Raw genomic sequence first — 12247 nt, forward strand, 5'->3', positions numbered from 1 at the left:
CCTTGAGAGACGACTAGGGCAGGTCCGGCTCAAAGCCGTCGTCCGACTCGAAGTCGTCGCCCGAGCCGAACATGTCGCCGGAGTCGAGCATGTCGACCGAGTCGAATATGTCGTGCGCCGTCACCATGAAGGCCATGCAGAAGGCGAGCACGACGCCGAGGAAGCAGAGCACGCCAATCATGGTCGCCACACCCTTGGTGGGACTCGGCGCGTGCGCCGTCGCCCTCTCGGGGTGACCCGCCGTGTAGTGCACGGTGACGAAGTCGCCCTCGATGGTCGTCCCGGGGCCGTTCTCCTCCTCGAACCGGACGGGGCGGCCCCCGGGCGGAGTGAACTCATAGACGTGGTGCAGCGTGGTGCTGATGCTGCTGCTGTCGCTGTGGCGGCTCGTCGTGGTGTACGTGCGCAGGCAGCGCGCCTCCGCCGTCAGACCGCTCGACCACGCCTGCCGCAACCGCACGTAGCGCTTGATCACCGTGACCGCCATCGCGATCACCGCGGCGCACATCAACGCCGGCACCGCGTAGAACATGAACTCCACTGCATCCCCCGATGGTTGTCGCCGGTACTGCCCCGCGTACGCCGCCCTGGTCATGGACGGCGTACGCGGAACCTACCCGTGGGAAGTGCCGTGGAGCCTCAAGCCCTGCTCAGAACTTGACGTCGGAGCAGGCGTAGAACGCGTTCGCCGTGTCGTGGACCGTCCACACCGCGACGATCACGTGGTGTCCGCTCCTGCCGCCGGGAATCGTCCCGGAGTGCGAGAGCGTGGCGGGCGGCTGCTGGCCGTTGTAGGGGACGTTGAGGAACGGGGCCGTGTCGAGGGCGGCCCGCGTCACGGGCTTGCTCTCGTCCCAGCCCTGCTTGGTTATGTAGTACTTGAAGTCGGTGGTGCGGTGGCGTGCCGTGAACTGCCAGCGGAAGGTGTAGTTCTGACCGGCGCTGACACTGGTCGTCGGCCAGGCGCCGCCGCCCGGTGCCTTCGGCTGGTTGAGCGTGTCGAAGCCGCTGATGCCCGCCGAGCAGATCTTGCCGTCGGCCGGTCCTGACGCCGGGAAGCCTTTGGGGCCCTCGACGCTCTGGGGTTCGTACTGGATGGAACCGCAGCCGCTCACCGTGCCTTTGGCACAGTTGATCTGGCGGCTTGCGGGCAGGTCGGTGTAGCCGTGACTGCTCGCACCACCGGACGAGAGCGCGAAGGCCCCGACCGTGGTGGCGCCGAGCATGGCCGCGTACATCTTCTTGTTTCGCATGCTGCCGCTCCAGGGGAAACGTGGGGGTTCCGTGAGCCGTGCGCGCGCCGCGGCACTGCGGGTGCAGTGGGATGCAGTGAATTGCCGTGAGTTGCAGTCAGTGCTGCGGTCTAGACCAAGCCCAGATTATGGGCGGTAGTTGAACATGTCCATACCAATAGTGGAGACGATCCGATCGCAGCGATGGCGCGACTTCTCGACGAGATCACCGTTCGGGCTGTCGTTCGTCGCCACCCACGCCGCCGCCTCGTCGGCGGACCGACCGCCCGTCAACTGCCGCTCGATGAGCCGCAGTTGACGTACCTCCGCAGGTGCCGCCACGTACCAGCACTCCCCCATCAGCCGCCGCGCGTCGCGCCAGCCGGGCAGATCACAGGCCAGATAGTTCCCCTCGGTGACGACGAGCCGGGCCGTCGGCGGCACACGGTGCCGGGCGGCCACCGGCTCGTGGAGGGTGCGGTCGTAGTCGGGTACGTAGATGTCGTGGCCGGTGTCCTCCATGACCCGGGCGAGCAGCGCGACGTACCCACGGACGTCGAAACTCGGCTCCGAGCCCTTGCGGGAGGTGAGGGAGAGGCGCTCCAGCTGGTCGTTCGAGAGGTGGAACCCGTCGAGCGGCAGATACGCGGCCCCCTCGCCGATCTCCTCCACCAGCGCCCGCGCGAACGTCGACTTGCCCGCGCCGGGCGGCCCCGCGATCCCGAGGAGGGTGCGGGGCCGGTCGGCGGTCAGGCTCCAGGCGTCCCGGGCGAGGGCCGCGAGGCCGGGGGCGTCGTCAGTGGCGTGTTCAGGGGCGTCAGCGTTCTCCATGTCCCGTATAGAACGCCACCGTCAGGTCCTTGACCAAGGCCTTGCGCTCGTAGTCGTCGAGCTCGACCAGGCCGCGGGTGGTCAGCCGGGTCACCGTGTCCTCGACGGAGTCCACCACCGAGGTGAGCACGCTGTCGCGGTGCCGTGCGTCCAGCGCGGCCACCCGGCGCAGGCGCATCGTGTCGGCGATCTCGGGGGCGTACTCGATCCGGGTCGGCTGGGCCGAGAAGATCTCGATGCCGACCGGCTCGACCTCCGCCGCGAGCATCCGGGTCAGCATGTCGCCCACCGCCTCCGCGTCGCGCAGCGTCGGGGTGTCGTCGTGGAAGGCGTCGGCGGGCAGCCGGGACAGGACGCGGGCGGTCGCCGCCTCGGCGCACTCGCGCAGATACTCCTGGTGGTCGGCCACGCCGAGCGTCGCCCGCGCCGCGTCCTTGACCCGCCAGACCACGAGGACGACGACCCGCAGCGCGACCCCGCCCCGGTCGACCGCGGGCATCGGCTCGCTGCGCCAGTGCCGCAGACGTACGTCGACACGGCGGCGCAGGAGGAGCGGGTTGACCCACATCAGGCCGGTGCGGCGGACGCTGCCGCGGTACCGCCCGAAGAGGGTGAGCACCCACGCCGTGCCGACCCGGCCCCGGGCGAGGCCCCCGAACCCGAACAGGGCGAGCGCGCCCGACCCGGCGAGCGAGGCCCACTGCGCGGCGCCGAGCCCCGCGTACGCGTCATAGCCGCCGTAACCGTCGGGCCAGGGCAGCCCGGCCGCCCGCGCCACCGGCTCGGGCAGCACCCCCGCCCACCACAGCGCGGCCGCGCACCCGGCGACGCCCACGGTCCCGCCGAGCACTCCGACCGCACCGGGCAGCACGCGGGCCGGTCGCTCGCCGAGCGACGGGTCCACCTCGGGCAGCGGGCGGGCGGCCGCCCTCGCCGGGGGGCGCCGGGCGGTGCGGGGCTGCTCGCCCGTTCCGTGCCGGCGCCCCACCACGGCGGGCGACAGCGAGACCCCGGGGTCACCGGGATCGTCACGGAAGAGCAGATGGATGGGGATCTCGGTGGTGGCTTCGCTCTGGATCAGACGCGACGGCCGTGCGGCGGCCGTGTCGGGGGCGCCGGTGGTCTGCGGTTCCTCGGGCTGGGGGGCCTGTGACCGTGATGCCGCTGTCGCACTCATCCTTGCCTCCGACTCATACGTACCTCGATCTCATCCGTGACCCGGTCGACTTCCTGCCCACGTCTCAGGCCCGCGGCCCCCTTCATGCGGTGCCCGCGTCTCAGGCCCGCGGCCCCGCTCACGCGGCTCATGCGAACAACCGCCGCCAGGTCTCGGGGCCCGGATATCCGTCCGCCGCCCCACCCCGCCAGCCCTGCGCCCGCTGGAACGCCTCGACGTTGCGGCGGTCGCTCTCGCTCCACCGCGGGCCCGGGCCCTGCGCGTAGTGCTGGCCGAAGCCCTTCGCCACCAGTTGCCTGCCGAGTTTCTCGATCGACGGGCTCGACTGGCCGGGGCGGAACACTCCCCTGCCGGGATACGCGGGCGCCCTGCCCTGGGTGCCACCGGCCCCCACGCGGGGGATGTCACGCCCCTTGCCCGTCATCAGGTACGACCAGGTCGCCGGGCCCGGCAGGCCGTCCGCGTCACCGCCGGTCCAGCCCTGCGCCCGCTGGAACGCCTGTGTGGCCCTGCGGTCCGCGTCACTCCAGCGCGGGCCCGGACCCGTGACGTAGAAGCGGGCGCCGCCCCGGCGGACCAGTGCCTTGCCGAGCTGGGTGACGTACTTGTTGTCGGCGCCGGGGCCGAACGAGCCCGCCCCGGGGTAGCGCGTCCCCGTGCTCGGCTCCGAGCCGCTCGGAGCTCCGCCCCTCACCCCTTTGTAGCGGTACGCCAGATAGCGGCTCCCATTGCTCCAATAGGCATAGGGAGTCGTCTGCTTACGGGCGTGCGGGCGGGCCTGTTCGTACGCGGTGTATTGCGTGCGCGCCGCGTTCGCCCAGCCGCCGAAAATCGTCACGTGCGACCCCTTCTGGGGGTTGTCGGGATTGTGGAACAGAAGGATGTCGCCGGGCTGCAGCTGGTTCTTCGTAATGCGCACCGCGAACGAGGGGAGACTGCCCGTCCATTCGTTGCCGCCGAGATTCCAGGCCATGGAGACAAAGCCCGAGCAGTCCTGCCGGTAACCGTCGGACCAGTACGCACTCATGCTGTACGGCACCTTCGCCGCGACCCACAGATTGGCGCGGGCCAGGATCGCGGCCCGCGTCGTGTCCCGCGCCGCCGACACCGCGGGGCCCGGGGAACCCGGCGAGCCCGGCGCCCCGTGCAGGGCGCTCGTGTCGCCCTGCGGGCTGCCGGGGCCCGGGTCGCCCACCCCCGGGTCCTCGTCCGACGGAGCCTGGATTCCCGGGGCCGCCGCCACGGGAAGCACCTGGCCGCCGAGCACGGTGCCCGCGGCCGCGGCGATGACGAGGGCACGGCGCGCGCCGTGCGCCGCCGGGTGGCCGCCTTGTCGTACGGGGAGTGCGTGGGTCATGGCTCGTCGCCGGTGAATACATCCGGGGCAGTCGCAGTCGCTCTCCGGGTCGAATTCCTCGAATACCGGAGCAACGTCCATGCGATTCCCCTCACACTCCAGGAAAGAATGCCTGCGTCGCATCTGCACAGTCGTCAGCTTCTCAACTGTCCGGTGATATCGCATGTTGACGGTCCGAATGATTGATAGGCCCCGCATCCCCCGGGGACCCGCCCTCGAGCAAAGCCCGCTCGAAGCTCAGCCCAAAGCTACCCCGGGCACCCGTAAGCTCCCGGAGGGTCCGGAGCACCCGCCGGCGTCCGGTAGAGTTCTCCAGGTCAGCGCGCGCCGCTAGCTCAGTTGGTTAGAGCAGCTGACTCTTAATCAGCGGGTCCGGGGTTCGAGTCCCTGGCGGCGCACAGACAGCGAAAGCCCTCCGTTCACGCGGGGGGCTTTCGTCATGCCGCCACCGGCGCGGGTACCGATACCGTTGCGCCATGGCGCGCGACATTCAGGAGCGGATCAAGAAGCTCATCATCGACCAGCGGCTGCCCTCCGGGGCCTCTCTGCCCACCGAGCCCGAACTGATGGAACGCCTCGGCGTCAGTCGGAACTCCGTGCGAGAAGCCCTCAAGGCGCTGCAGGCGATGGGCATCGTGGAAATCCGGCACGGCTTCGGCACCTACGTCGGACCCATGTCGATGGCTCCCATGATCGAGGGCCTCACCTTCCGCACGGTGGCAGGCCACTACCGCGGCGAGGACAGCCTGCTCCAGCTCCTGGAGCTGCGGGAGGCCGTGGAGACCGGGCTCATCGCGCGCCTGGCGGGCCGCATTCCGGACGCGGATCTGGCCGAACTCGACGCCCTCGTGGACCGCATGGACACCGAGGCGGCGTCGAGCGACGGCCGGAGCGGTCAGCCGGGGGCGGTACACACCGAAACCGACCGTGCATTTCACGCCACCCTCTACCGCTGTCTGCGCAATCCGCTGCTCGGCGAGGTCCTGGAGGCGTTCTGGGACGCCTTCCACAGGGTTCGCACCGATCTGGTCGACGTTCCGCAGGATCCCAAGGTCACCTGCCGCCAGCACCGGGAGATCCTCGACGCGGTCCGGTCCGGCGATGTGCTCCGGGCCGAGCGGGCGATACGGGAACACTTCGGTAATATTCGAACGCGATTGAGCGCTCCTGTCCCAACAGGTAACTCGAATCTCTCGTATGACCGGTAAACACCTTGTTTCGCCCTTGCGATCATGGCTAGGGGCGTAGAACCTTGTGCTGGAGCCATTGGCTCACATGAGGCAGGCGGTGCGGGGCAGTTGGGGGGCCCGGCCGACCGAGGCCCACGGGGTAAGGGGCGGGGGCCCCTTTCACCATCGGATGCCGAGGGGGGCATCATGCAACCGGAAGGTAGCTGTTCCATGTCTAAGGGGACGGTGGCCTGCCACTGATGCGTCCGTGAAGGTCGGGGGACCGGGTCGGACGGAAGGACCAACGAACACGCGGACGACCGCGTGCGGGGGGATGACTCATGACGTCGACGCCGACGGGCGCCCGGCCGAACGACCCGTCAGAGACGACCCAGCTGCGGGTGCCATCGCACCGGACAGGCGGGTTCCGGCGTATCAAGAAAGCCTTGCCGAGGTACGACTACGAGCACTACAGCCGTCTCGCGGGGCCGCTGACGCAGCCGGATCCGACCAAGCCGTACAAGGTGCAGTACCGCTCCCTGCTCTCGCAGGAACCGCACCGGATCAGAGCCGCGCTCATGCTGGGGGCCGCGCCGCTGCTCTCGCTCGTGCTGCTCGCCTGGCTGTTGCAGCCGACGCACTGGACGAAGCGCGACTACGTCGCGAACGACTGGCTGCCGACGCTCGACATCGTCATGCTCATATCCATCGGCCTGATCGAGTTCTTCCGCTGCATGAACGTGCTGTCGAACGCGCACGCCACGCTCGTCGCCCGTGACCCGATACCCGTGGTGCCCGAGACCGGCACCCGCGTCGCCTTCCTCACCTCCTTCGTGCCCGGCAAGGAACCCCTTGAGATGGTGACGAAGACCCTGGAGGCGGCCGTCAAGATCCGCCACCGCGGTCTGATGCACGTCTGGCTCCTCGACGAGGGCGACGACCCCGCCGTCAAGGAGGTCTGCCAGCGGCTCGGCGTGCACCACTTCTCCCGCAAGGGCATCGCGAAGTGGAACATGAGCAAGGGCCCGCACCGCGCCAAGACCAAGCACGGCAACTACAACGCCTGGCTCGACGCGCACGGCGACGACTACGACTACTTCGCATCGGTCGACACCGACCACGTCCCGATGCCCAACTACCTCGAGCGGATGCTCGGCTTCTTCCGCGACGAGAACGTCGGCTTCGTCATCGGCCCGCAGGTCTACGGCAACTACGACAACTTCATCACCAAGGCCGCCGAGTCCCAGCAGTTCCTCTTCCACGCGCTCATCCAGCGTGCGGGCAACGCGTACGGCTCCCCCATGTTCGTCGGCACGAGCAACGCCGTACGCATCAGCGCCCTGAAGCAGATCGGCGGTCTGTACGACTCGATCACCGAGGACATGGCGACCGGCTTCGAGATCCACCGCGCCACGAACCCGAGAACCGGCAAGAAGTGGAAGTCGGTCTACACCCCGGACGTGCTCGCGGTCGGTGAGGGCCCCAACGCCTGGACGGACTTCTTCACGCAGCAGCTGCGCTGGTCGCGCGGAACGTACGAGACCATCCTGAAGCAGTTCTGGAAGGCGCCGTTCTCGCTGCCGCCCGGCCGCCTCTTCAACTACACGATGATGGTCATCTTCTACCCGATGTCCGCCATGAACTGGATCCTGGCCGCGCTCTCCTGCGCGCTGTTCCTCGGCATGGGCGCATCGGGCGTGAACATCGACCCGACGATCTGGCTGATGCTGTACGGCAACGCGTCGGCGCTGCAGATCGGCCTCTACATCTGGAACCGCCGCCACAACGTCTCGCCGCACGAGCCCGAGGGCTCCGGCGGTATCGCGGGCATGGTGATGTCGGCGCTCTCCGCGCCGGTCTACGCACGTTCCCTGCTCGACGCCGTGCTGCGCCGCAAGAGCAAGTTCGTGGTGACTCCCAAGGGCGATTCGGCGAGCCCGGACACTCTGTTCGGCACGTTCCGCATCCACCTGTTCTTCATCCTGGTCTTCGCCGGCTCGATGGCCGCCGCGTTCGTGTTCGACCACGTCCACCCGGCGATGATCATCTGGGCCACGTTCGCCCTGCTGATCACGGCCGCGCCGATCTTCGCCTGGCGCTGGGGGATGCGGCAGGACAAGAAGAAGCGCAAATCCCAGCACGGACCCGGAGCTTCGGGGCCGCCTTCCGGCGGCGGGGACCCGATGGTGCCGCAGCAGCGTGACGTCACGGCGGAGCTGCCGCAGGCGCAGCAGCCTCCACAGGCACCGCACGCGCCGCAGCAGAAGCCCAGCTGGGCAGCGAACGACCAGACCATGCAGATCGCCCTTGGGGGACGTAAGAAATGAAGGACCGCTCCAGCCGCCGCCGCGCCCGCCGCATCGCGATAGGCGCGGCGGTGGTCATAGCCCTGGCCGGCATGAACGGCCCGTGGCTGTGGCGCGTGGGTTCGGAGAAGTACCACGACTACAAGATCAACAAGCCGGAGTACAAGGCCGACAACGGCCACTGGCAGGTCGTGAACTTCCCCGAGGAGTACCGCCAGAACACAATCCACGCGGCGCTCCTGCACACCGGCAAGATCCTCCTGGTGGCCGGCTCCGGCAACAACCAGAAGAACTTCGACGCCAAGAAGTTCGACACCCGCCTGTGGGACCCGGTCAAGAACACGATCAAGAAGATCAAGACGCCCGTCGACCTCTTCTGCACCGGCCACACCCAGCTCGCCAACGGCAATCTGCTGATCGCGGGCGGCACGCAGCGCTACGAGAAGCTCAAGGGGGACATCACCAAGGCCGGCGGCCTGATGGTGGTGCACAACGAAGACCCGGACAAGCCGATCACGCTGCCCGCGGGCACGAGGTTCACCGGCAAGAAGAACGGCAAGACGTTCGTCTCCAAGGACCCGGTCGTCGTCGAGCGCGCGAAGAAGGTCTTCGACAAGCAGACCGGCGCCTTCGTACGCAACGAACCGGGCCTCGGCCGTGTGTACGTGGAGGCGCAGAAGAGCGGCTCGAAGTACGAGACGGGTACGCAGGACAACTACCGCGTGCAGGGCCTCAAGGGCGCCGCCACCCGCAACACGTACGGCATCGCGCAGAAGCTCGCCCTGGACAAGAAGGACTTCCAGGGGATCAAGGACGCCTTCGAGTTCGACCCGGTCGCCGAGAAGTACATCAAGGTCGACCCGATGAACGAGGCCCGCTGGTACCCCACGCTGACCACGCTCTCGGACGGCAAGGTGCTCAGCCTCTCCGGCCTGGACGAGATCGGCCAGCTGGTCCCGGGCAAGAACGAGATCTACGACCCCAAGACCAAGAAGTGGACCTACACCAAGGAGGTCCGCCAGTTCCCCACGTACCCCGCCGTGTTCCAGCTGGAGAGCGGCAGGCTCTTCTACTCGGGCTCGAACGCGGGCTACGGCCCTGACGACGTCGGCCGCAAGCCCGGCACCTGGGACCTGGAGAAGAAGGGGAGCTGGAAGGGGATTCCGGGCATGAGCGACCCGAACCTCCTCGAGACCTCCAACACGGTCGAACTGCCGCCCGCGCAGGACCAGAAGTACATGGTCATCGGCGGTGGCGGTGTCGGCGAGTCCAAGAAGTCCAGCAAGAAGACGCGCATCGTCGACCTCCTGGAAGACGACCCGAAGTTCGAGGACGGCCCCGAGCTGGAGAAGGGCACCCGCTACCCGCAGGCCTCGACCCTGCCCGACGACACGGTGCTCATATCCGGCGGCTCGGAGGACTACCGCGGCCGCAGTGACTCGAACATCAAGCAGGCGCGGATCTACGACGCCAAGACCGGCAACATGCGGCGGGTCGCGGACCCGGAGGTCGGGCGGAACTACCACTCGGGCTCGATCCTGCTGCCCGACGGCCGCGTGATGTTCTTCGGCTCCGACTCGCTCTACTCCGACAAGGCCAACACCAAGCCCGGCGAGTTCGAGCAGCGCATCGAGATCTACACCCCGCCGTATCTGTACCAGGGCTCGCAGCCCACGCTCAGCGGCGGCCCCGAGGAGATCAGGCGGGGCGGGTCCGGGACCTTCAAGACCCAGCACGCCTCGTCCATCAAGACGGCCCGCCTTATTCGGCCGAGCGCGTCGACGCACGTGACGGATATCGACCAGACGTCCGTCGCCCTGGACCTGAAGAAGTCCGCGGGCGGGGTCACGGTGACGATCCCGAAGGAGAAGAGCCTGGTGGAGTCCGGCTGGTACATGCTGTTCGTGACGGACGACCAGGGGACTCCGAGCAAGGCCCAGTGGGTCCACGTGCCGTAGCCCTGCCGGGCGCTGAGCACACGAAGAAGCCGCAGTCGCATCTGCCAGGTACCTCGGTAGATGCGACTGCGGCTTTTCTGTGGTTGCTCGCGCAGTTCCCCGCGCCCCTTACGGGGCGCTCCTACTTGGCCGCCTCCGCCAGCTTCAAGGCGTACTCAGGCCACCACTCCCCCGCCTTGGGGCCACCCCGGCAGGTCCCGTCGGACTCTCCGGGCCGCTTCACCCAGAGGTACGCGTCGACCAGCGGGTCGCCCGTCTTGGTGGTGGGCGTCTCGCCGAGCGCGCGGCCAGGCGGATTGCACCAGGAATCCTTGCCCTTGGTGTACGCGCCGTTGCCGTTGCGCGCCGTGTCGATGACGAACGGCTTGTTGCCGATCTTCGCCGAGAGCTTCTTGCCGAACTCCGTGCTGGCCTCGGTGGTCTGGAAGTTCGAGACGTTGACCGAGAAGCCGTCGGCCTGCTCGACGCCCGACCACTTCAGGGGCTCCCAGAGCGAGTCGGGGTTCTTCCAGCCCGCGTTGCCCGCGTCCAGGTACACCTTGGTGTTCTTCAGGGACTTGAGCTTCCCGATGGCGCCCTTGAGGAGGTCGTACCGCTCCTCGTGGAACTCCTCCGGCGTGCAGTTGTCGACCATGTGGAGCACGGCGTCCGGCTCCAGGATGACCGTGGCCTTGCGGTCGCCGATGCCCTTGGCGACCTGGTCGATGAACGTGCGGTATTCGTTGCCGTCGGCCGCGCCGCCGCCCGAGTACTGACCGCAGTCGCGGTGCGGGATGTTGTAGAGGACCAACAGGGCGTCCCGGTCGGCCTTCTCGGCGGCCTCGGTGAAGCCGCGCGCCTGATCCTCCGCGTTCTCCGGGACGACCCATTCGGCGACCGGCTGCTCGGCGATCTTCCGGATCAGCTTGGCGTCGTCCTTCTTGCCGTCCTTCTCGTACGCGGCGACCTGCTTGGCCGCGTTCCCCTCCGGGTTGACCCAGTACGGATCGGAGCCCTTGGGCTGCTGCTTGATCGGCTGCCCCGAGGATTGCTCCTCGCCGCCGTCATCGGAGGAGCACCCCGACAGCAGTAGCGCAGCCCCCGCAAACGCCGCCGCAGCCTTCACCCCCCGGGACGCGATCCGATGACCGCGGCCGGTGCCTTTGTGGTACATCCACTCCCCCTTGGGTGCACTGTCCGATTCTCAATCCTGACATACGCACTCCCGGCCCACGAGGCCCGCCCGTCGGCTACCGAGACCTGTTGGTGAGCTGTTACAGCACGGCACCTGGGGGTAGGCGCAGTGGGCGGGGCGACGCTCATGGGGAGGAGACCATGCGGGATCGCATCTCTGAACTACGGCTGGCCCAAGTCCTGGTGGAGATCACGAACACGCTGGACGAAGACTTCGACCCGGAGCGCTATCTGAGCCGGGTCGCGGGCCACTGCGTGGAGCTGCTCGACTCGTCCGCCGCCGGGGTCGTCTTCGACGGTCCGGGCGCACCCGCGCTCGCCACCGGTGGGCATCCCCAGGATCTCGCACTCGACCTGCTCGGGGCCCAGCGGAGCGGCGGGCCCTGTGTGGAGAGCGCCGGCACGGGGCTTCCCGTGCCGCCGGTGCGGCTCACGGCGGCCGAACCCGCCGAGCGCTGGCCGGAGTTCACGACGCTGGCTCGGCGCCACGGCATCGGGGTGACGTACGCGGTTCCGCTGCGCCGGCGCGAGACCGTGCTCGGGGCGCTCAACGTCTTCGTGCCCGAGACGTCCCGGGGGCCGTACGTCGACGGCGAGTTGCAGCTCGCGCAGTCGATCGCCGACGCCACCGCGGTGGGCCTGCACAACCACCGTGCCTACACGGAGTATCGAACGCTCGCCACACAGCTCCAGACCGCCCTGACCAGCCGCGTACGCATCGAACAGGCCAAGGGCATACTCGCCGAACGCTGGCACACCGGGGTGGACGACGCCTTCGACGCACTGCGGCGGTACGCACGCAGAGAACGGCTGGTCATCGACCTGGTCGCCACCGACGTGATCAAGGGATCGATCGACGACGCGTCGCTGCGCGGCGGTTGGTCCGAACTTTCCTGAAGGCCATCGCGAGAACCACCGCGACCTGCGGTGATCACGGAGAGGAGGGGGATCACGACTTGGCGTCAATCCACCCCTAGGCCCCAGCGCTCATCCGTTCTAGAGTCGACACAACGGCCCAAGCCCCCGGCCTGATCGCCCATCCCG

At 68.5% G+C, this 12247-nt stretch carries 10 protein-coding genes and 1 tRNA gene; 5 read left to right on the plus strand and 6 right to left on the minus strand.

What is annotated here, in order from left to right; all coding sequences use genetic code 11:
• Positions 1-13: 13 nt before the first annotated feature.
• From ACWGI2_RS14285 to ACWGI2_RS14305, 5 genes are all read right to left on the minus strand, one after another.
• A complete protein-coding gene (locus tag ACWGI2_RS14285; protein ID WP_453695495.1) occupies positions 14-532 on the minus strand; it encodes a hypothetical protein in 519 nt (172 codons plus the stop codon).
• A 118-nt stretch (positions 533-650) separates the two neighbouring features.
• Complete coding sequence (locus ACWGI2_RS14290) at positions 651-1253, minus strand: lytic polysaccharide monooxygenase auxiliary activity family 9 protein (RefSeq protein ID WP_453395696.1); 603 nt, start codon at positions 1251-1253, stop codon at positions 651-653.
• A gap of 126 nt (positions 1254-1379) precedes the next feature.
• The gene (locus ACWGI2_RS14295; RefSeq protein WP_453695497.1) at positions 1380-2063 is read right to left on the minus strand and encodes a nucleoside/nucleotide kinase family protein; all 684 of its coding nucleotides are present in this window, start codon (positions 2061-2063) and stop codon (positions 1380-1382) included.
• Positions 2050-3240, minus strand: coding sequence for an SPFH domain-containing protein (locus tag ACWGI2_RS14300; protein WP_453695499.1), 1191 nt, complete (start codon positions 3238-3240; stop codon positions 2050-2052). The genes ACWGI2_RS14295 and ACWGI2_RS14300 overlap by 14 nt, the downstream gene beginning before the upstream one ends.
• A gap of 127 nt (positions 3241-3367) precedes the next feature.
• Positions 3368-4678 (minus strand): peptidoglycan-binding protein, encoded by a 1311-nt coding sequence (locus ACWGI2_RS14305; RefSeq protein WP_453695501.1) that lies wholly within the window; start codon positions 4676-4678, stop codon positions 3368-3370.
• Positions 4679-4921: 243 nt separating this feature from the next.
• On the opposite strand from ACWGI2_RS14305, the gene ACWGI2_RS14310 reads away from it, so the two are divergent.
• The 4 genes from ACWGI2_RS14310 to ACWGI2_RS14325 all read left to right on the plus strand — a co-directional run bounded on the left by ACWGI2_RS14310 (position 4922) and on the right by ACWGI2_RS14325 (position 10030).
• A tRNA-Lys gene (locus ACWGI2_RS14310) sits at positions 4922-4995 on the plus strand.
• A gap of 78 nt (positions 4996-5073) precedes the next feature.
• The gene (locus tag ACWGI2_RS14315) at positions 5074-5805 is read left to right on the plus strand and encodes a FadR/GntR family transcriptional regulator (protein WP_453695503.1); all 732 of its coding nucleotides are present in this window, start codon (positions 5074-5076) and stop codon (positions 5803-5805) included.
• Between the two features lie 302 nt (positions 5806-6107).
• Positions 6108-8093 (plus strand): glycosyltransferase family 2 protein, encoded by a 1986-nt coding sequence (locus ACWGI2_RS14320; protein WP_453395701.1) that lies wholly within the window; start codon positions 6108-6110, stop codon positions 8091-8093.
• Positions 8090-10030, plus strand: coding sequence for a galactose oxidase-like domain-containing protein (locus ACWGI2_RS14325; protein WP_453395702.1), 1941 nt, complete (start codon positions 8090-8092; stop codon positions 10028-10030). Before ACWGI2_RS14320 ends, ACWGI2_RS14325 begins: the two co-directional genes overlap by 4 nt.
• 121 nt (positions 10031-10151) lie before the next feature.
• Here the strand turns inward: ACWGI2_RS14325 and ACWGI2_RS14330 are convergent, their stop codons facing one another.
• A complete protein-coding gene (locus tag ACWGI2_RS14330) occupies positions 10152-11183 on the minus strand; it encodes a glycoside hydrolase family 6 protein (RefSeq protein ID WP_453695505.1) in 1032 nt (343 codons plus the stop codon).
• A gap of 161 nt (positions 11184-11344) precedes the next feature.
• On the opposite strand from ACWGI2_RS14330, the gene ACWGI2_RS14335 reads away from it, so the two are divergent.
• Positions 11345-12100 (plus strand): GAF and ANTAR domain-containing protein, encoded by a 756-nt coding sequence (locus ACWGI2_RS14335; RefSeq protein ID WP_453695507.1) that lies wholly within the window; start codon positions 11345-11347, stop codon positions 12098-12100.
• The last annotated feature ends 147 nt before the right edge of the window (positions 12101-12247 follow it).

Source organism: Streptomyces sp. NPDC054866 (assembly GCF_053610745.1).